The sequence below is a fragment of the Alcaligenes faecalis genome, assembly GCF_009497775.1.
GTDB lineage: Bacteria > Pseudomonadota > Gammaproteobacteria > Burkholderiales > Burkholderiaceae_B > Alcaligenes > Alcaligenes faecalis_D.
The window spans coordinates 3,023,740-3,042,711 of sequence record NZ_CP031012.1; the positions used below are offsets into that span (position 1 = coordinate 3,023,740).

An 18,972-nucleotide genomic window follows, 5' to 3' on the forward strand; every position below is an offset into this window, starting at 1 on the left:
ACAATGGGCTATGGACAGCAGACTATTAGCGCCCTCATCATATAGATACGATTTGTTGTCCGGGTATTTGTTTTCTGCCTGTCAGCAAGCCCTATAATCAAGAATGATTCCCGTTTAGCCTTCTGCGATCTGACCTTGATGAAGACTTTCCTGCCCCGCTTTCTTCTCAGTGCCGCCACACTCTGCCTGGCCTGCACACTGCCCGCCCAAGCCCAACAAAGCACACGCCCCTGGAACGAATCGGTGGGCCTGACCATCGTGGACCAGCAACAAAGCCTGTACCGCTTTGAGACGCTGATCATGTCCTCGGAAGACGGCAAACGGCACTACAAAATACAGATAGGCACCCCGAACCGCCCCGCCCCCGCACGCGGTCATCCGGTGATTTATATGGTGGATGGCAATGCCGCCATGGCCAGTATTGATGTGGACGACCTGAAAGCCATCAGCGCCCTGTCTGCGCCGGTACTGGTTGCCATTGGCTACGACACCGAAGCGCGTCACGATGTGATTGCCCGCTCCTTCGACTACACGCCTCCCGTCACGGAAAACGGCATCAGCAAGCCGGTGGAAGTACGGGGTCGTTCAGGAGGCGGTGCGGATATTTTTCTGGACTATATAGAAACGCACATCAAGCCCGCAGTGGAACAACGCGAGCCTATTGATCGCTCCCGCCAGACCCTGTGGGGCCACTCTTACGGCGGCCTGTTCACCTTGCACACCCTGTTCACTCATCCTGATCTGTACCAGCGATACGTGGCGGGTGATCCTTCCCTGTGGTGGCATGACGGGATTCTGGTCAAGACGGCTCAGGCTTTTGATACGACGCTGGCCAAGGACAAGCAAATTGCCATCATGGTGGGCGGACAACGCCGCAGTACATCCATGAGCAATGCCGCAGCCCAATGGTCCACACAGGATTTGGCCAAGCATTTGCGAGAGGCCGGGCTGAACGTCAGCTACGAGAACTTCAGCGAACTGAACCACGGCCAGATGCTGGCCGCCTCCTTGAAACCCGCCCTGCGAATTGCGGCCCAGCCGTGATGCCTTCGAACCGAAAGCATCACCACAGAGCACCACATCAGCGCCCTGCCATCAAGGGCGCTGAGCCGCCCCCACAAAGCCGCCATCAGGCAACTTCAATACATTGAAAGGCGCCGGTTCAATCACCGCTCCCTTGGCGTGAATGCCATCAATAACGTCGCCCATATTGTCCAGAGACAAGCCGGGCGTGAAACCTGTCGCCTTCTCCCATCCCCCTTCTGCTGTCTGCACAAACACAGCACCCAGATTCATGGGATTGTTGACCGACAGAACAATTGCTTCGTCTCCAGCTTCGTCCGGCAACAAATCCACAAATACCAGCAAGCAACCGGCATGATCACCCGGCGTTCGAGTCTCGCAAGCCTTGGCGAGATAAGCGATATCCCAGCCTGGATAGGTTTCAATAAAAGACTGGCGCAAAGGATGATCAGCCGGGGAGCTGGGCAAGGAGCTCAAAAGCATCTGCCGCGCCTTGTCCTCACCTATGTTCCAGACCTCCAGCTCCTGATCCGGCACAGCTTCTTCAGACCCTTCCTCGGACCTGCCGACCAACAGGTTTTTCTCGACCACATAGTCCATGGCCTTCTGTCCTGGCAGTCCCCAATACATTCTCATTTCCGTATCCGGGAAATCATCCACGCTTAGCGTACCGGCCTCCAGCCTAGCCACTTGCGAAGCCGCCGAAATCGCTTCGGGAGAGCCAATGCGAAGCAGCCAGATAATGGCCAGCACAATCAGGGCCAGCGCCATCCCCACATTGGAACGACGTACTCGCGCCATCCAGTTTTGAGGGTGGCAGGCAGCCCAGAAGTAGCTCAAACCATAGCCCGCCGCGACCAGCGCTGCCGTCGTTACCAGAACACGACTTGGGGTCCAGCCATATTGAGCAACCCGCATCCATATCGCCCACAAGGCAACGCCCGCCAGCACCGGCATGACAAAGCCCAGCAAACGGGCCGAAGCGCGCAACAAAGGAGTTGCGCTAGCATTCGTGTCCTCGTCCGCAACAACAGAAGACACCAGAGTGGAGGCTCCCAGGACGGCCGCCACGCACAGGGCGGCCAGTGGCAAACCTTCACCCGTACGCCAGGGCAAGGCCACGATGAACACCACCATCACCACCAGCAAAACCGGGGTCAGCAAACGCAGCAGCTTCAGCAACAGAATCGGAGACAGATAGCCGCCGTCCGAATCCGAGGCAAGCGCCAGACCCGCGCCCACCAAGGCACCAGACACCACAGCCGCAACCGTAGGCTCCAGCAGCACATCCCCCAAAAGGGTAATGCCGACAAAGCTGAGCAGCATATGGCACGCCATCAACACGCCCCAAGCCAGGCCGCAGAAGAACAAGGCCACCGCCCAGGAACACACCATGGACCAGCTAAGCTCGAACAAGCGACGGTAATCAGCCCAGTCCCGTGGATGCTCTACCAGAATGGCAAGAAACGGCAGAGTAATGGTCGCCAGCAGCCCCATTGCCACCCACATCTGCGGTGCCCGCCAAAAAAAGGCGACCTCTGAATACCCTCCCTGCGCCTGCAAGATCAGCGCTGCACTGGCTACGCCCAAACCCAGGGACACCAGCAAGGCCTTGCGCATAGAAATGTGCATCAACAAGGTGAAAGACGCTACGCCGAAGATTCCCACAGCCAGCAGCAAGGAAACCCAGAGATACTCGCCAGAGGCAGGCGCCATCATCAGATTGCTGAAGGCCACCCATTCAAGCAGACCCAGCAAAGCCCCGGCCAGACATAAAGTCAGCGTCCGCCGGTTTTGTAAGGAAGAAAGTGAAATCGCAATCATGGTGAGTAAAAAGCAGTCGATTCAACAATGACAGCAGATGGAAAAACACCATTGCTGACGGCGTCAGGACATAGGGTGATAGCCCGTGTCATGCCCTGCGGAACCCGGCTAGTTTAGTACGGTGGAGCACCGCCCTTTGTCCCGGACAGAACTGCTCTTGTAAGCAGAAGTTAGGCCTGAAATACGGCTTGCTTACACGCTACCTAGAACGATCAACACCCCGATCCGTTCGGCCAGATCCAGTACGGCATCGTAGCTGGCCGGGTCTTCGCTCAAACTATGGGATGGGCCTTGAGGCTTCAAGGCGCTTTTGGCAATGCGATCCCCAAATAGCATCACGGCCCGTGCCGAATCATCCTGCCGGGACACCCAGCACAAGCCTTGCGCCTGCGGACATTGCTGATAAATCGCGGCAGCCCACAGACGGGTTGCCGGATACTGATCTTTTTCGGTGTCGATCAGTTGCTTGCGTGTCACACCCAGTTTCCTTAGCGGGACACTGGCCAGATCGACCAGAACCAAAGGCGCATTCAGCAGCACGGTGGAATGCACCTGTCCCAGCAGCTTTTTCTTGTCATAGCTTTTAAAGCCAGCAGCGTGCGGCACGTCATGAAAGACGGTTTCCATCATGGCGCAATCGCGGCTGGTGCCACCGTACAAGGTAGGAATGGCCCTGCCCTTCTCATCCTGAATCGGACTGAAACGCGCATTGCCCTGCGTACCAGGGTTGAATTGGGTCGCCAAATATTTATCTTGATGAACGCGGTGCAGTAACTGCCCTTTGGGCCATTCCATCAAGGTCAAACGCAACTCGCCGCCGGGAACGGAGATTCCTGATCCCTCCTCCTGCGGACTATGCTTTTTATCAGCGACCGCGGGCAAAGCTGGCTTAGCCATGAGCCACGGCTTGCACTTCGTCCTGAGCCGCGGCAATGACCTTTTCCGGTGCAGAGATCAACAAGTCCTGCGGCCGCTTGCCACCCAAAAAACTATTGCTGGACATGAACCAGTAGGCCATGCCCCAGCTATCTTTATGTCCGGCCAGAATCTCCAGAACCTGGGCCAACGGTTTGGCAGGACGGAAGCTGGTAGCCGGGTCCAGGCCATAGCCGGGAAAGTAATCCGCGCCACCATGATTGATGGCAAAAATCTGCCCCTGCTTCTTCCACTTATTAGGCTGGGCGCTAGGGTTGCGGGTACTTAAGCCAGCCAGTTGCGCCACATCAGCAGCACTAAGCCAATCCCCGCTTTCCAGCACCGCTGTGCGGGCCTGAACCAGCATGGCGGCTTCTTTCAGCAGACGGGGCGATGGCGGCGTGCGGGGCACCAGAACTTCAGCCAGACGCTCCAGCGACTCCTTGTCCTGACGCTCCTGCAAGACCTCGAACATGGACGAGGCCACATTGGTGAAGTTCTCTGCCAAAGCCTTGAAAGCGGCGGGCTTGATGTGATCAAAAGCCAGCACCAACACCTGCTCGGCCTTGGACCGTCCTAAACTTGCCTTAACCTCTTTGGGCGTACCCACCAAGGTCGAGACACTGGGGCTACTTACCAGGACGCTCATGGATAGACTCCTTTAAGGTTATTTATGATGAATCATAATACCATAACCCTGATAACCCAAAAATCACGACTAGTACAAACAGTTCATCCCAAAGTACGACCTGCTCGTTCGTTCCGACACTCATCAAGCAGACACAGCACCGTTGTTCTGCCGCCGACCAAGGCGGAAATCGAAGCGTCATAGCTCACAGCTACTCCCCCCTAACTTCCACTCCCTCTCTCTATTAGCGTCGATACCACCATTTCGCAGGCAAAAAAAAGCCTGAGCCGGCACAGCACCAGACTCAGGCAAAAAGGTTTCCGCTGTTAGCGGTCTATCAGAACGCGGCGCTGTAAATAGCGAAAGCGTCGTCTTCGGTCACGTCGCGGGGGTTGTTGCCCAGCAGACGGGTTTGTTTCATGGCTTCCTGGGCCATACGGCGCAGGTCGCTTTCCTTGATGCCGACTTCGCGCAGTTGACGCTCAATGCCGGTATCAATGGCGATCTGTTCCATGAAGTTGATGAAGGCTTCGGTCTTGGAGGCCTCATCACCCTGGATGCCAGGGATCAGCACTTCAGCCAGTTCGGCATACAGCGGAGCAGCGGCCGGAGCGTTGAAGCGCAGAACGTGTGGCAGAACCAGCGAGTTCGACAAGCCATGTGGCACGTGGAAAATACCGCCGATCGGGTAAGCCAGAGCGTGTACGGCACCCACGGGGGCGTTCGCAAAAGCCTGGCCAGCCAAGGTCGCGCCCAGCAGGATGTCCTGACGTGCGGCGGCATCCTTGCCGTTACGACAAACGTGCACCAGCTTGCCACCAATCAGACGCAGGGCCTGTTTGGCCAGGTTGTCCGAAAGCGGGTTTTTCAGGATACGGCTGGTGTAGGCCTCGATGGCGTGCACCATGGCGTCGATACCGGTCGCCGCCGTAATACGGGGAGGCAGGCCCAATGTCAGTTCCGAGTCCAGAATGGCCAGATCTGCGTACAGCTCGGGAGCCACCACGCCGGATTTGGTGGTTTCGCCGGTGGTCACGATGGAAATAGGCGTCACTTCCGAGCCTGTTCCCGCCGTGGTCGGGATCTGCACCAGGGGCAGGCGCGAGCCGCGCACATTATCAATGCCGTACATCTCTTGCAGGGGCTGGTCAGACGCCAGCAGGACGGCCAGCAGTTTGGCCACGTCCATGGACGAACCGCCACCCAGGCCAACGACGATTTCCGTCTTGGCCTGGCGAGCGCGCTCAGTTGCCTGCAAAACAATGTGCTCTGGAGGATCGGCAATAACATCGTCAATCACTTGCACGGTCCAGCCGTTAGCTTTCAGATCAGCCAGGGCAGGATCCAGCAAGCCGCTTTCGTGCAGGAATCGGTCGGTCACCAGACAAACGCGCTCTTGCGAGTAGCGCTTGCGCAGGATCTGACCGAGCCGGGCAGCGGCTCCGCTTTCAACATAAATAGCGGGGGTGGTTCTGAACTCGAATGCCGACATGGGCTTTCTCCTTATGGTATGGCGGGCTGCGGTACTTCGATACGGCCGCGGTCCATCCGGTAGGTGTAATCAATCACATTGCCCGCGTGCTGCAAGTCAGCACCGGACAACAAAGCACTGAAGCCCTCTTTGCTCAACTCGCCCACCACTTCTGCAATACGCTTGGACAGCGCAGGAGCGACACCTTCAAAAGGCTCGTCCAGCAAAAGCAGCTTGTCGGCAGTCATCAAGGCACGGCCAATTGCGACCAGCTTTTGTTGACCACCCGACAATTGCAGGGCGCGGCGTGGGCCGAAGACTTTCAATTCAGGGATGATGCGCCAGACACGTTCCAGACGCTCTTCAATATCCTGGGATTTCAGAGCCCAGGCGGGCAGGCGGATGTTCTCTTCCACGCTCAGCTCGGGGATCAGCTTGCGATCCTCGGGGGCAAAACCCATGCCCAGGCTGGTGCGACGGTAAGCAGGCATCTTGGCCAGTTCCTGACCATCAAACATGACCGAGCCATTGTCCACGGCCAGCAAGCCCATCACGGTACGCATCAGCGTGGTTTTACCCGCGCCGTTACGACCGGCCAGACCCACGATCTGGCCTTGGCGCACTTGCAGGTTTACCTGGCGCAGAATGCTGGTTGGGCCAATACGTACATCCAGATTTTTGACATCAAGCAGCATTATCGGCCTCCTGTTTATTGCGTCCCACCGGCTCGCCGATGATGTATTCACGAACCTGCTCATGGGCCAGCACTTCATCAGGAGTGCCGTTGGCCAAAATGGTGCCGTCGTAGAAAGCCAGCACGCGATCGCTGTAGCGACGCACGATTTCCATATCGTGCTCCACAAACAGAACCGTCACGCCCGCATCACGGACCACTTTCATGACACGGTCCATCACTTCAAATTTCTCGTCACTGGCCACGCCACTGGTGGGCTCGTCCAGCAAGAGCACTTTAGGCTGGGCCACCATGGCCAGCGCGATGTCCAGCAGCTTGCGAATCCCTTCAGGCAAGGTGCCTGCCTGGGACTGGGCGAAGGCACTCAAGCCAAAACGCTCCAGAATCGCACTGGCTTCGGACAAGGGCTGTTTGGCTACACCCAAGGCAATTTCCACGTTTTCCAAAGCGTTCAGGGATGTGAACAGCTGAGGAATCTGGAAAGAACGGGCGATACCCATACGGGTCACTTCTCGTGGTGGCAAACCCGTGATCTCGCGACCGGCAAAAAAGATATTGCCGGAGTCCGGCTTCATGTAGCCGGTCAACATGTTCACGAAGGTGGTTTTACCTGCGCCATTGGTACCGATCAGGCCCGTAATGGTTTGCGCATGGATATCAACGGTCATATCGCGTGCAGCGTGGACAGCGCCAAACTGCTTGCACAAACCTTTAGCGGAAATCAAGGGTGACTGACTCATGAGCGGGCCCCTGTCGGTGAAGAAGAATCGTTGGAGGTAGCAGCCGCATTGCGACGGTTCAGAATACTGATCAGGCCACCGGGCAAGAACACAATCAGGGCCAACATGCTGACACCCATCACAATCTGCCAGGTGTTAGGAGCATATTGGTAAGCCAGTGTGCGAATCAGTTCCAGGCTCAAAGCACCCAGGAAAGGCGCGTAAGCATTACGAGTACCGCCCAGCACAGCAATAAAGATGAACTCGCCGGAGGTAGTCCAGAACGCCAGTTCAGGGTCCACGTGACCGATGCTCAGCGAGGACAGGGCACCGCCCAGACCAGCCAGAGCGGCAGCCAGCACGTAGCTCAAATGAATATTGCGGTAGGCCGAAGCACCCAGGTATTCAACACGGATTTCATTGTCCTTGATTGCAGGTCCCAGACGACCGGCACGGCTGCGCAGAAAGCCTTGCATGGCCCACAGCACAAAACCCACCAGCACCACGGTCAGGACAAACACGCCTGGACGCGACAGGATTTCAGCAAAAGCACCCCACATGAAGGAAGGCGCGTGCACGTTAAAGCCGTCACTGCCACCCAGGCTAGGGTTACGCACCAGCAGGCCGTACATGATCATGGACAAGGCCAGGCTCAGCATGGCAAAGAAGATGTCGCGGTAGCGAGCCAGCAGGAAACCCAGCACCCAGGCCAGCAGCGCAGCGCAAGCAGCGGCAAATGGCAGCAGGATGATGGCTTCACGCCAGTCCAGGTAGTTCATGGCCATACCGACACCATAGGCGCCGATGCAGTAGTACAGACCTTGACCGAAAGAGGCCAGGCCCGAGCGCAGCAAGAGCACCACGCCCAGGGCAACCAGGCCCTTGGCCAGCGCCACAGTAATCAGGAACTGCCAGGATGGCAAGCCAAAGCCCACAATCAGGGCGGCCACCGTAATGACCAGGGCAATCATGCCCTGCTTAAGCGTAATGTTGGTCTTGTTCATATCTTTCGGGCCTCGGCGGCAGCAAACAATCCTTTAGGACGGACGGCCAACACCAGTGCCATTACCGCGTAGATGGAGAAAAGTTCGATTTCGGGCCAGTAATGCACGGCAAAGGAGCGCACCAGACCAACAATCACGGCCCCAAGAGCGGCACCGGGCAAGGAACCCAGACCACCGATCACGACCACGGCGAAGGCCATCACAATGACCTCGACACCCATGCCGGGAGCAACAGAAATAGTAGGAGCGGTCAGCGCACCACCCAGGGCGGCCAGCGTGGCACCGGCAATAAAGGTCAGCAGGAAGTAGCGTTGCACGTTAATGCCCATGGCCTGGCTGACTTCGCGGTCATGAATCACGGCCAGCAAGATGCGGCCCTGGCGCGAATACTTCAGGAACAAGGTCAGGAACAGGCCGGCCAGAATGGCAGCCACAACAATCACAAAGCTGTAGGTGGGGTAGAACAGGTCGCCGAATTCGACGTTACCCAACAGACCGTAAGGTTCGGCGATCACATAAGGATCCACGCCCCAGACCAGCTTGACGGTATCTTCCAGAATCAGGAAGACCGCATAGGTAATCAGCAAAGAGACAACAGGTTCTTCCTGGTAGAAGAAGCGCAGCAAGCCATATTCAATGACAAGACCCAGGACCAGACCGGCGATAACCGCGGCCAGGATCAGCATCAGATAGCTGCCATAAGGGCTTTGATCGGTAGAGAGCCACTGCGTCACCATGGTGACGGCGGTATAGGCGCCAATGGTATAGAGGCTGCCGTGGGCCATGTTCAGGATCTTCATCACACCATAGATCAGCGTGAGTCCGACCGCGACCAGAAACAGCCAGGCGGCGTACATGATGCCATCTATTAGGGCAGCAGAAAGAAGAGACATAGTCGGTTTCTGTGGAAATGGAATAAAAAATGCCACCACGCCTTCAGCGCGCTTCCCCTTATGGGAGAAGCTTTTACCTTGGCGTGGCCTAGCGGTAAAAACCGGACATGCAAAACAGGATCTTGCATGCCCGGATTTTCAGGGCAGCGTCCTTTTCAGGACGCCTGCTCGGATCAGTACTTCAGACCGCCCTTGATCCAGTCGATGGACTTCACGCCTTCGGGTGGAGTCACTTCTTCAGGTTTGAAGTGACGCAGGTCGGTAAAGCTGATCACGCCCTTGTCGTTTTTCACCACGCCCAAGGTCGTACCTTGAACAGCTTGGTGACCTTGACCCAGGGACATGGTCACGTCGCCCGATGGGCTCTCGAAAGTCAGGTGTTCAAAGGCGCTGACCACTTGTTCGGTGGAAGGAGCTTTGCCTTCGTTGGCAGCCTGAGCTTTTTCGTAAGCCGCTTTCAGACCCAGCAGGGTTTGCGTCATCTTGTAGGATGGGTAGCTAGGATCTGCATTGAATTGCTCGCGGTAGCTGGCACGCAACCAACGGTTCAATTCATTGTCAGGAGCGAAAGCAGCGTGTGGGCCACGAGCACCGATGATGGTGCCGGTAGGGATCTGGTTGTTGGCACGGTGTGTCGCGGTTTCACCAGCGGTCAGCACGGTCAAAGTGTTGCGGAACAGACCGCGTGGCAGAGCCTGCACCACGAAGCCTTCCAGATCGCCACCCCAGAAGCTGGAGTGAATCACTTCAGGACGAGCGGCCATCAGGGACGAAATTTCGGCATTGTACTGACCGGCGCCCAGTTTAGGCATTTGCGAAGTCTTGGCTTCTACACCGGGTTTGAGGGCTTGCAGTGTGCCTTCAAAGTCGTGCCAGGCGTCCTGACCCCAGGCGTAGTTCTGGTTGATACCGGCGTAGCTCTTCAACTCGGGGTTGCGCTCCAGCACAAAGCGGGCAGCCGCCACGTTGTCCATGGTGGCGTGGGCCACAGGACGGAACACGTATTTGTAGCTGGCATCTTCAAACAGGCGAGGTGTGCCGCAATCGAAAATCAGCGTCAGTTTTTTCAGCTCTTCAGCAACGGGGGCCACGGCCAGACAATCGCCCGAGGAGATGTAGCCAACCACGATGTCCACGTTCTGTTGCTGAACCAGGTTGCGGTATTCGCTAACCTGTTTGGCTGTACCGCCGTTCTCGTCGATAAAGACCAGTTCAATCGGTGCGCCACCCAGACCCTTGGTGTTGTAAGGGGCCGGTACTTTACCGTCGTTCAGTTGAGCAGCGGTCAGTTCAGCGGCGTTCTTGGCAGGCACGCCAAAAGGACCGGAGGCAGCGCCGGACAAGAAAGTAACCACACCAATCTTGATGGGTTTGACATCATCAGCATTGGCAGTCGTGCTGGCCATGATGCCAGCGGTGGCCAGTGTCAGGGCCAAAGTCAATTTTCGTGGGGTTGCAGACAGGATAGACATAGCGTCTCCTTTATTTAGCTTATTGTGGGTTTCTGCTGATGGGGCGCTCTATAAGAGCGGCCCCCTTCGCTGCGCTGGGGCGCGGGCATGTATCAACTTACAGCTGCTGGCACATGTATTTGATTTCCAGGTACTCGTCGATTCCGTAACGGGAGCCTTCGCGACCCAGACCGGATTGCTTGACGCCACCAAACGGAGCCACTTCGTTGGAAATCAAACCGGTATTGACGCCGACCATGCCGTATTCCAGCGCTTCGCCCATGCGCCAGGCACGTGCGTTGTCGCGGGTGAACAGGTAGGCAGCAAGACCATATTCGGTGTCATTGGCCATCGCGATCGCTTCGGCTTCGTCTTTGAAGCGGAACAAAGGCGCCACAGGGCCAAACAATTCTTCACGAGCCACGCGCATGGCAGGCGTTGCATCACCCAGCACGGTGGGCGAGAAGTACGTACCGCCCAGAGGATGAGGCTGACCACCTTGCAGAACGCTGGCGCCGTGCTCGACGGCGTCATCAATCAATTCGCGCAGACGGTTGACGGCTTTTTGCTCGATCAACGGACCTTGCTCCACGCCCTCTTCCATGCCGTTGCCCACTTTCAGGGCCGCAACACGTTCGCTCAATGCCTTGGCAAAGCGATCGTAAATACCGTCTTGCACCAGGAAGCGGTTGGCACACACGCAAGTCTGGCCGCTGTTGCGGTACTTGGAGGCCATGGCGCCTTCAATGGCGGCGTCCAGATCTGCATCGTCAAACACGATAAACGGTGCATTGCCACCCAGCTCCAGGGACAGACGCTTGATGGTAGGAGCACATTGCGCCATCAACAAACGACCCACTTCGGTCGAGCCGGTAAAGGACAGCTTGCGCACAATCGGGCTGGCGGTCAGAACGGCACCCACCACGCGGGACTGGCCTGTCACCAACTGGAATACACCAGCAGGAATGCCAACACGCTCGGCCAGTACGGCCAGCGCGACAGCGGTCAGGGGAGTCAGGTCGGCAGGACGAACAATAATGCTGCAACCGGCGGCCAGAGCAGGAGCCACCTTGCGGGTAATCATGGCCGCAGGGAAGTTCCAGGGAGTAATGGCCGCACACACGCCTACGGGCTGCTTGACCACCACAATGCGTTTGTCCGACTGAGGGTGACCCATCACGTCGCCGTACACGCGCTTGGCCTCTTCGCTGAACCACTCCACAAAGGAAGCGGCGTACAGCACTTCACCACGAGCCTCGGCCCAGGGCTTGCCCTGTTCCATCGTCATGATGGTGGCCAGGTCGTCTGCATTGGCAACCATGGCGTCGAACCAGGCGCGCAACAACTTGGCACGTTCGTGCCCGCTGCGTGCCTTCCATTCGCGCTGAGCCACTTCAGCATCGCTGATGACCGCTTCAATTTCTTGTGTGGCCAGGCTGGCGACATTGGCCAGGCACTCACCCGTAGCAGGATTCAGAACGGCAAATGTATTGCCATCACCTGCGCTGACCCAACCCTGAGCGGTCCAGGACTGATCTTTTGCCAGGCTGGGATCCTTCAGTTTGCTAATCAATGATGCCGCGATATTGTTCATTATGCTGAACCTGTTTCTCTTATAGTGAACTTGATAGAATTATAGGAGCCGAAAAAACGCGACGTCAACGAATCGGCTTACGGGTTTACCCGTAGAAGATCAGTCGCCGTATTTTTTGTTTTGGGGTGTTTGAGGGCACAATGGAACGCTGGCATCAAAGCGGCAAATCTGGCCTAATTCAGGACCTGTGCGTCTGGTCCGGTCGGCTCGCCCGTGTGATGCGTCAAGCGGTACTGACGGACCCTTACCCCTGTTTCCAGAGTTCAGCCCCCGGGGCTTATGGACTTCCTGTGTGTTGTTATGGAGTTAGTCGTAGTGGAAGAGAAGAAACTGGTTCCGGCTGTAGTACGTGCAGTCACCGTACTGGACGAATTGGCGGCCTCACCGGAGCCCCTGTCATTTACGGACCTGGTCAAACGTCTGGGTATGCCCAAAAGCTCCCTCTATGGTCTGTGCACCACCTTGCTGGATCTGCACCTGATTCGTAAGCTGGAAAATGGCAGTTTCACCCTGGGCACACACGTGATGGGTTGGGCCAATGCCTTCCTGTCTCAACTGGACCTGACGCAAGAGTTCTTTGCGGCCTGGGACGATATGCGCGTCCTGCCTGAAGAGACCATTACCCTGTCCATTCTGGATGGCGAGGATGTGGTCTACATCGCCTGCCGCAACGGAACCCGCCCGCTGGGTTTCACGTTCCGCGCCGGGATGCGTTTGCCAGCGGTCTATACCGCAACGGGCAAGGCCATGCTCAGCACCTTGCCGGGCTCGGAACTGGAACAGGCCCTGAATCATCCCTGGCCCGAGCCACTGACCGGACATGGTCCGCGCAGCAAGGATGACTTGATGGTGGAACTGAACGATGTGCAGCGCCTGGGTTACTCCGTGGATGCCTGTGGCGTACGCGATGGCATGCACTGCTTTGGAGCAGCCGTGTTTGATTCCAATAACCGCGCCGCCGTGGCCGGAGTGGCCGTCAGTTTGCTGACCCAGGAAGCGGATGAAGCGGCACAACGCCGTGCCGGTGAAGCCATGCGCAAACTGGCTAATCGCCTGTCGGAGCGCCTGGGGGCATCGCGCAAGGCATAAGCTTTTTCAAGCGCGTACAGCACACTGTAAAAACAAGGGGCCGCGCAAGCAGCCCCTTTTGTTTGAATTACTTCTTGATCCCTGGGGCCTCCCGGAAGGTGATACCAGTAATTTGCCTGCTTGCCGGTATCCAGTCGCATTCCCTGCTTTCTATTTCCCAGCTATCAGCCTGCAAACGGTAAACTGTCGCTAAATCCTTTATTTTGCAGTTCTTTTTGATGTCGCCCATCGTGCCCCATACCTCTTTCAGTACCCTTCCCCTTCTGCCCGCCTTGCTTGAAACCCTGGATAGCCTGGGTTTTGAAAAAATGACGGCAATTCAGGAACAGAGCCTGCCGCTGATTCTGCAAGGCCGTGACCTGATTGCCCAAGCCAAGACCGGCAGCGGCAAAACCGCCGCATTTGGCCTGGGTCTGTTGCAAACTCTCAACCCCAGCAAGCTGACACCGCAAGCCCTGGTGATCTGTCCCACGCGCGAGCTGGCCGATCAGGTCACAACCGAGCTGCGCCGTCTGGCCCGCCAGATTCCTAACGTACGCATGCTGACGCTGTGTGGTGGCGTGCCCTCGCGCCCGCAAACAGAAGCCTTGCGCAATGGCGCTCACGTGGTGGTGGGAACACCGGGCCGGATTCAGGACCATCTGGAGCGCGGCAATCTGGACTTGTCTGCCCTGAAAACCCTGGTGCTGGACGAAGCCGACCGCATGGTGGATATGGGCTTTCACGACGACATCGTGGCCATTGCCTCGCACTGCCCACCCCGTCGTCAAACTCTGCTGTTTTCGGCCACCTACCCGGAAAACATCCGCAAGCTCAGCGCCCGCTTTCTGAAAAACCCCGCAGAAGTCAAAGTGGAAGCGCTGCACGATGCCAGCCAGATCGAACAGATTTTTTACGAAGTTCACCCCGAGCAGCGCCTGTCTGCCGTGGTGACACTGCTGGAGCATTTCCGCCCCGCCTCCACCCTGATTTTCTGCAACACCAAAATGCGTTGCCAGGAAGTGGTGGAAGAACTGCAATCCGAAGACATCCAGGCCCTGGCATTAACCGGCGACCTGGAACAGCGTGATCGCGATGAAATTCTGGTGCAGTTTTCCAATCAAAGCTGCGCCGTACTGGTCGCCACCGACGTGGCCTCGCGCGGTCTGGATATTCAGAATCTGGGCGCCGTCATCAACGTAGACGTCACCAAGGACAGCGAAGTGCATATTCACCGCGTTGGCCGTGTTGGCCGTGGTGATCAGAAAGGCCTGGCCCTGAATCTGGTCTCGCGCAGCGAACAGCGCTGGGTGAAACTGATTGAAGAATTCCAGGGTAGCGAAGTGAAATGGGGCAATCTGAAAGCCTTGCGCTCGCAGTCCAAAGAGCCACTGCGCGCCCCCATGATGACGCTGGAGATTCAGGGCGGCAAAAAAGACAAGCTGCGCCCCGGCGACCTGCTCGGTGCCCTGACCCGCGATGTAGGCCTGAAAGGCGACCAGGTAGGCAAGATTGCGATTACCGACGCCCGTTCCTACGTAGCCCTGGACCGCCAGATTGCGCGTCAATACTTTGACCGCATCGCCAACGCCAATATCAAGGGCCGTCGCTTCCGTATGCGTTTTGTGGAAGATAAGTAAAAAGGACTGCCCCAGGGGCAAAACCAAAGACCGGCAACGCCAGCACTATAGCCTATTGGAAGCAATAGCCCGTGCCGTTGCCGAGTCGGCAAGCGGCAGCCACTCCTGCCAGTAGTTGCTAGCTATTAGCTTAGGCAGCTAATTTTTAAAATAAATGCCGCGGCTAAAAAAAATATATAAACTACCCTTCAAGCCAAAAAGCTCCGCCCCCACCTGGCCGTACTAAAAACGCCCATATTCAATTTTAAAAAAGAGACAGAAGTCTGGAATCATTAGCCAATTAACAAGCCACAAGCAAAAGGAACAGCCATGAGCAACCACGTTTTTTCTGCAACCGCAACGTTAATCGACCAACTAAAGACTGAATGCACCTCCCGGGATTTTTCCCTTGTTATGGATGAACCCAGCAAGAGAGGCAATGAAAGCAGTGGAATGACTCCCCTGGAGGCCCTGCTTTCGGCAATTGGAGCCTGCAAATGCATTGCTGCAAAAAGCTTTGCAAAGAGTCAAAAAATTGACTTAATCGACATAAAAATCGAGCTGGATGGTGAAATAGACACGGATGGCTTCTATGGAATAAACAAAGAGGCCAAAATGGGATTTCATAAAATCACATCCAAATACTATATCCAGGCCAATAATAGCGATAAAGAAATAGAAGAGTTTGTCAATTTCGTTGAGAGAACCTGTCCAGTTCTGGACACAATAATAAATGCCCCCGAACTCTCAAACGAGATCAACATTATAAAAAAATAAGATAAAGCCAGTCTTCTTGTAGAAAATACCGTGGCCTGTGTGAGTAACTACATACAGGCTATTTTGCTGGGCGCCTGTTTCAAATGACTGGCTGCTGAAGGTCCCGAACCATGCCAGCGTGCCAGCTCCCGTATACGCTCTATCAGGCTGGCAGCGGCTTCACTCATGCTGCCGGTCTCTCTTGGGTAGGCCATCAATAACTCGCAGCGCGGGCCGCCGCCGATCAAGGGCCGCGACACCACGTTCTTGGGCATGAAGTATTCCGCGTAAGTCGGCAACAAGGTGTAGCCCAACCCGGCCGCCACCAGATTAATGCTCATCAAGGGATTGGCCGAGTTATAGGTATGCTCGGGCACCACCTTGTGGTGGGCCAGATAACGAGCCAGCACATCGTGCATGGAACGGCCATAGGAGCGGTCCACTGCAATCATGGGCAGGCGGTTCAAGCGCGCAGGCGGGATCAGGCTATACGCTTCCAGTCGATGGCCTTTAGGCAGATAAACCCGCAAGGGCTCATCCAGCACCACCTCGCTACAGACATTGCTCGCCCGCACCGGACCGCGCATAAAACCCAGATCCAGTTCCCCTCGTGCCATGGCCCCTTCCTGCTCGTTGGACGTCAGACTGCGCAGCACCACATCCACCTGCGGAAAAGCAGCACGGAAAGCAGGCAAAACTGCCGGAAAAATACGGACTTCTGCCGCTGGCACAAAACCTATCGTCAGCACTTCCCTGGCTTGCGACGCCGCTTTGCCGGCACGTATCACCGCCTCGTCTACTTTCTGCAAAATCTCGCGGGCATCATCCAGGAAAACAGCCCCCGCTTCCGTCAGTTCGACTTTGCGACGAGTCCGGTTCAGCAAGGGATAGCCAATCTCTTCCTCCAGATTACGGATCTGCTCGCTCAGGGAGGGTTGAGAGGTGTAGAGCCGCTCGGCAGCACGGGTGAAATTCAACTCTTCCGCGACTGCAACGAAGTAACGCAAGTGTCGCAATTCCAAGTTTGTCTCCTGTCAAATTAGTCGCCCTCTGCCCGGATCGGACCCGAACAGCATCTGGCTCAGCCTGCGGTATCTCACCTGAACAGGCCGTTCTTGTAAGCACTATTGTCGCTGCTACCAAGACTTCAAAAGCAGCTGCAATTCCCATTGCTGCAGCGCAGCAATTGAAGCTCTCGTAAACCCTAACCCTCCGTAAAGCCGCATCAATATTGGGCTTCAGACTTAAGCCCTATCCATACCAGGGTTTTAAAGCGGACTTATCGGGTTTGCCGATCACCCGATCTAAAGCAAGTATTGGTCGGATTCATTTCAAGCTTCTACATTTTGCCGTTGGCGACAAAAACCTGTTTTGCAAAAGCACGCATTGCAATAGCGAGGAGCAAGCGATGGGAATCAACCCTGAAAAAATCGAAGCCTTGGTCGACGCACGTAATGGACGCGTTACCCCTTCCATTTACACCGACCCGGATATTTATGAGCTGGAGCTGGAACGCATCTTTGGCCGCACCTGGCTGTTTTTGTGTCACACCAGCCAGATTCCCAAAGCGGGAGACTTCTTCAATACCTACATGGGCGAAGACCCGATTATCGTGGTCCGTCAAAAAGACGGCTCGATCAAGGCCTTCCTGAACCAATGCCGACACCGCTCAATGCGCGTGTCCTATGCCGACTCGGGCAACACCAAAGCCTTTACCTGTCCCTACCACGGCTGGAGTTATGGCACCAACGGCGATCTGGTGGATGTACCGCTGGAACCACGCGCCTATCCGCAAGGCTTGTGCAAGGAAAAGTGGGGTCTGCAGGAAGTGACCCGCGTCAAAGTATACAAAGGCCTGGTCTTTGGCAATTGGGATGCCACCGCTCCTGATCTGGAAGAGTATATGGGCGACATTGCCTGGTACCTGGACGGTGTGCTGGACCGGCGCGAAGGCGGTACCGAGATCATTGGTGGTGTTCAGAAATGGACCATTGAATGCAACTGGAAATTCCCCGCCGAGCAGTTCGCGTCTGACCAATACCACGCCTTGTTCTCGCACGCGTCTGCCGTGCAAGTGCTGGGCCAGAAGCCCGGGGACGAGGACAAGGCACTGGGCGCCGGTCAAACCGCACGCCCGGTCTGGGAAACCGCCAAGGACGCCGTTCAATATGGCCAACGTGGCCATGGCAGTGGCTTCTTCTTTACCGAGCAGCCCGACGCCAACGTGTGGGTAGATGGTGAAGTTTCGCAATACTTTCGCGACACCTATGCCGAAGCCCACGAGCGCCTGGGCGAAGTACGTGCCCTGCGTCTGGCCGGTCACAACAATATGTTCCCCACACTGAGCTGGCTGAACGGCACGGCGACGCTGCGCGTCTGGCATCCACGTGGCCCGAACCAGGTGGAAGTCTGGGCATTTTGTATTGCCGATGCCGCTGCACCCGACGATGTGAAGGCTGCCTTTGAACGCAGCGCCACCCGCGCCTTCGGCCCCGCCGGTTTCCTGGAGCAGGACGACTCCGAGAACTGGGCTGAAATTCAGAAAATCCTGCGTGGCAAACGCGCCCGTGGCACTCAGTTGTGCATGGAAATGGGCTTGGGTAACGAAGGTCTGCGCAGCGACGGCGTACCGGGCGTTACCAACTACATCTTCTCCGAAACAGCCGCTCGCGGTCTGTACAAGTACTGGGCCGACCTGATGGTGTCCGAGACTTGGGATGAAGTGCTGGAGCGCAGCCGCGTCTACGAAGAGGAGCTGGTGAAATGAGCGCCGTCATTGAAGAACCAACCCAAACAGCCATCGTCGACATGCAACTGCATCATGAAATTGCCGACTTCCTGTACATGGAAGCCGAACTGCTGGACGACTGGCAATTTCGTGATTGGCTGGATCTGCTGTCCGAGGACATCCACTATCACATGCGCAGCACCAGCAATGCGCAAACCCGTGATCGCCGCCGCAGCGTACAACCGCCGACCACCTGGATTTTCAACGACAACAAATTCCAGCTGGAACGCCGCGTTGCCCGCCTGGAAACCGGCATGGCCTGGGCGGAGGAACCGCCTTCGCGCACACGCCACTTTGTCAGCAACCTGCGTATCCGCCCCTCCGCCGACGGCCAGGGTTACGAGATACGCAGCAACTACATCCTGTACCGCGCCCAGAAAGAAAAGGACGAGACCTGGTACGCCGGCAAGCGCCTGGATTATGTACGCCGCGCAGACAATCGCTTTGGTTGGGAACTGTATGAACGCGAGATCGTTCTGGATCAAGTCGTCATTACATCCCACAACCTGAGCGTTCTGTTCTGAC

General features: G+C 56.6%; 17 protein-coding genes. 6 read left to right on the forward strand and 11 right to left on the reverse strand.

Features of this window, described 5'->3' with window-relative positions; translation table 11 throughout:
* The first annotated feature begins 138 nt into the window (after nucleotides 1-138).
* Nucleotides 139-1,044 carry an alpha/beta hydrolase gene (locus DUD43_RS14060; protein ID WP_153231648.1) on the forward strand — a complete coding sequence of 302 codons (906 nt, stop codon included), beginning with the start codon at nucleotides 139-141 and terminating at the stop codon, nucleotides 1,042-1,044.
* A 51-nt stretch (nucleotides 1,045-1,095) separates the two neighbouring features.
* Here the strand turns inward: DUD43_RS14060 and DUD43_RS14065 are convergent, their stop codons facing one another.
* From DUD43_RS14065 to DUD43_RS14110, 10 genes are all read right to left on the reverse strand, one after another.
* Entirely contained in the window at nucleotides 1,096-2,847 is a 1,752-nt protein-coding gene (locus DUD43_RS14065; RefSeq protein ID WP_153230759.1) for a DUF4153 domain-containing protein, read from the reverse strand.
* 192 nt (nucleotides 2,848-3,039) lie between these two features.
* Nucleotides 3,040-3,744: an RES family NAD+ phosphorylase gene (locus tag DUD43_RS14070; RefSeq protein ID WP_153230760.1), complete on the reverse strand. Its 705-nt coding sequence runs from the start codon at nucleotides 3,742-3,744 to the stop codon at nucleotides 3,040-3,042.
* Nucleotides 3,737-4,411, reverse strand: coding sequence for a hypothetical protein (locus tag DUD43_RS14075; RefSeq protein WP_153230761.1), 675 nt, complete (start codon nucleotides 4,409-4,411; stop codon nucleotides 3,737-3,739). Before DUD43_RS14075 ends, DUD43_RS14070 begins: the two co-directional genes overlap by 8 nt.
* A gap of 316 nt (nucleotides 4,412-4,727) precedes the next feature.
* On the reverse strand, nucleotides 4,728-5,882 hold the full coding sequence (locus DUD43_RS14080; protein ID WP_035272065.1) for an iron-containing alcohol dehydrogenase: 1,155 nt from the start codon (nucleotides 5,880-5,882) through the stop codon (nucleotides 4,728-4,730).
* 11 nt (nucleotides 5,883-5,893) lie between these two features.
* A complete protein-coding gene (locus tag DUD43_RS14085; RefSeq protein ID WP_042487268.1) occupies nucleotides 5,894-6,556 on the reverse strand; it encodes an ABC transporter ATP-binding protein in 663 nt (220 codons plus the stop codon).
* On the reverse strand, nucleotides 6,546-7,295 hold the full coding sequence (locus DUD43_RS14090; RefSeq protein WP_009459230.1) for an ABC transporter ATP-binding protein: 750 nt from the start codon (nucleotides 7,293-7,295) through the stop codon (nucleotides 6,546-6,548). The genes DUD43_RS14085 and DUD43_RS14090 overlap by 11 nt, the downstream gene beginning before the upstream one ends.
* On the reverse strand, nucleotides 7,292-8,278 hold the full coding sequence (locus tag DUD43_RS14095) for a branched-chain amino acid ABC transporter permease (protein WP_153230762.1): 987 nt from the start codon (nucleotides 8,276-8,278) through the stop codon (nucleotides 7,292-7,294). The genes DUD43_RS14090 and DUD43_RS14095 overlap by 4 nt, the downstream gene beginning before the upstream one ends.
* Nucleotides 8,275-9,171 carry a branched-chain amino acid ABC transporter permease gene (locus DUD43_RS14100; protein WP_035272061.1) on the reverse strand — a complete coding sequence of 299 codons (897 nt, stop codon included), beginning with the start codon at nucleotides 9,169-9,171 and terminating at the stop codon, nucleotides 8,275-8,277. Before DUD43_RS14100 ends, DUD43_RS14095 begins: the two co-directional genes overlap by 4 nt.
* A gap of 173 nt (nucleotides 9,172-9,344) precedes the next feature.
* Nucleotides 9,345-10,643 (reverse strand): ABC transporter substrate-binding protein, encoded by a 1,299-nt coding sequence (locus DUD43_RS14105; protein WP_153230763.1) that lies wholly within the window; start codon nucleotides 10,641-10,643, stop codon nucleotides 9,345-9,347.
* 97 nt (nucleotides 10,644-10,740) lie between these two features.
* Nucleotides 10,741-12,216, reverse strand: coding sequence for an NAD-dependent succinate-semialdehyde dehydrogenase (locus DUD43_RS14110; protein WP_153230764.1), 1,476 nt, complete (start codon nucleotides 12,214-12,216; stop codon nucleotides 10,741-10,743).
* 300 nt (nucleotides 12,217-12,516) lie between these two features.
* Here DUD43_RS14110 and DUD43_RS14115 point away from each other — a divergent pair, with 300 nt between their 5' ends.
* The 3 genes from DUD43_RS14115 to DUD43_RS14125 all read left to right on the forward strand — a co-directional run bounded on the left by DUD43_RS14115 (nucleotide 12,517) and on the right by DUD43_RS14125 (nucleotide 15,680).
* Entirely contained in the window at nucleotides 12,517-13,305 is a 789-nt protein-coding gene (locus tag DUD43_RS14115) for an IclR family transcriptional regulator (protein ID WP_228125806.1), read from the forward strand.
* A gap of 218 nt (nucleotides 13,306-13,523) precedes the next feature.
* On the forward strand, nucleotides 13,524-14,924 hold the full coding sequence (gene dbpA, locus DUD43_RS14120) for an ATP-dependent RNA helicase DbpA (protein WP_153230765.1): 1,401 nt from the start codon (nucleotides 13,524-13,526) through the stop codon (nucleotides 14,922-14,924).
* Nucleotides 14,925-15,233: 309 nt separating this feature from the next.
* On the forward strand, nucleotides 15,234-15,680 hold the full coding sequence (locus DUD43_RS14125) for an OsmC family protein (RefSeq protein WP_153230766.1): 447 nt from the start codon (nucleotides 15,234-15,236) through the stop codon (nucleotides 15,678-15,680).
* Between the two features lie 47 nt (nucleotides 15,681-15,727).
* Here the strand turns inward: DUD43_RS14125 and DUD43_RS14130 are convergent, their stop codons facing one another.
* Nucleotides 15,728-16,681 carry a LysR substrate-binding domain-containing protein gene (locus DUD43_RS14130; RefSeq protein ID WP_086061156.1) on the reverse strand — a complete coding sequence of 318 codons (954 nt, stop codon included), beginning with the start codon at nucleotides 16,679-16,681 and terminating at the stop codon, nucleotides 15,728-15,730.
* Nucleotides 16,682-17,067: 386 nt separating this feature from the next.
* Here DUD43_RS14130 and hcaE point away from each other — a divergent pair, with 386 nt between their 5' ends.
* Nucleotides 17,068-18,426: a 3-phenylpropionate/cinnamic acid dioxygenase subunit alpha gene (gene hcaE / locus DUD43_RS14135; protein ID WP_042487239.1), complete on the forward strand. Its 1,359-nt coding sequence runs from the start codon at nucleotides 17,068-17,070 to the stop codon at nucleotides 18,424-18,426.
* Nucleotides 18,423-18,971, forward strand: coding sequence for a 3-phenylpropionate/cinnamic acid dioxygenase subunit beta (gene hcaF, locus DUD43_RS14140; protein ID WP_042487236.1), 549 nt, complete (start codon nucleotides 18,423-18,425; stop codon nucleotides 18,969-18,971). The genes hcaE and hcaF overlap by 4 nt, the downstream gene beginning before the upstream one ends.
* Nucleotide 18,972 lies beyond the last annotated feature (1 nt).

Coding starts and splice junctions, on each gene's coding strand:
- DUD43_RS14125 (WP_153230766.1), top strand. CDS start 15,234: ATGAGCAACCACGTTTTTTCTGCAACCGCAACGTTAATCGACCAACTA.
- DUD43_RS14060 (WP_153231648.1), top strand. CDS start 139: ATGAAGACTTTCCTGCCCCGCTTTCTTCTCAGTGCCGCCACACTCTGC.
- DUD43_RS14085 (WP_042487268.1), bottom strand. CDS start 6,556: ATGCTGCTTGATGTCAAAAATCTGGATGTACGTATTGGCCCAACCAGC.
- DUD43_RS14100 (WP_035272061.1), bottom strand. CDS start 9,171: ATGTCTCTTCTTTCTGCTGCCCTAATAGATGGCATCATGTACGCCGCC.
- DUD43_RS14110 (WP_153230764.1), bottom strand. CDS start 12,216: ATGAACAATATCGCGGCATCATTGATTAGCAAACTGAAGGATCCCAGC.
- DUD43_RS14090 (WP_009459230.1), bottom strand. CDS start 7,295: ATGAGTCAGTCACCCTTGATTTCCGCTAAAGGTTTGTGCAAGCAGTTT.
- hcaE (WP_042487239.1), top strand. CDS start 17,068: ATGGGAATCAACCCTGAAAAAATCGAAGCCTTGGTCGACGCACGTAAT.
- DUD43_RS14075 (WP_153230761.1), bottom strand. CDS start 4,411: ATGAGCGTCCTGGTAAGTAGCCCCAGTGTCTCGACCTTGGTGGGTACG.
- dbpA (WP_153230765.1), top strand. CDS start 13,524: ATGTCGCCCATCGTGCCCCATACCTCTTTCAGTACCCTTCCCCTTCTG.
- DUD43_RS14095 (WP_153230762.1), bottom strand. CDS start 8,278: ATGAACAAGACCAACATTACGCTTAAGCAGGGCATGATTGCCCTGGTC.
- DUD43_RS14080 (WP_035272065.1), bottom strand. CDS start 5,882: ATGTCGGCATTCGAGTTCAGAACCACCCCCGCTATTTATGTTGAAAGC.
- DUD43_RS14070 (WP_153230760.1), bottom strand. CDS start 3,744: ATGGCTAAGCCAGCTTTGCCCGCGGTCGCTGATAAAAAGCATAGTCCG.
- DUD43_RS14115 (WP_228125806.1), top strand. CDS start 12,517: ATGGAGTTAGTCGTAGTGGAAGAGAAGAAACTGGTTCCGGCTGTAGTA.
- DUD43_RS14105 (WP_153230763.1), bottom strand. CDS start 10,643: ATGTCTATCCTGTCTGCAACCCCACGAAAATTGACTTTGGCCCTGACA.
- hcaF (WP_042487236.1), top strand. CDS start 18,423: ATGAGCGCCGTCATTGAAGAACCAACCCAAACAGCCATCGTCGACATG.
- DUD43_RS14065 (WP_153230759.1), bottom strand. CDS start 2,847: ATGATTGCGATTTCACTTTCTTCCTTACAAAACCGGCGGACGCTGACT.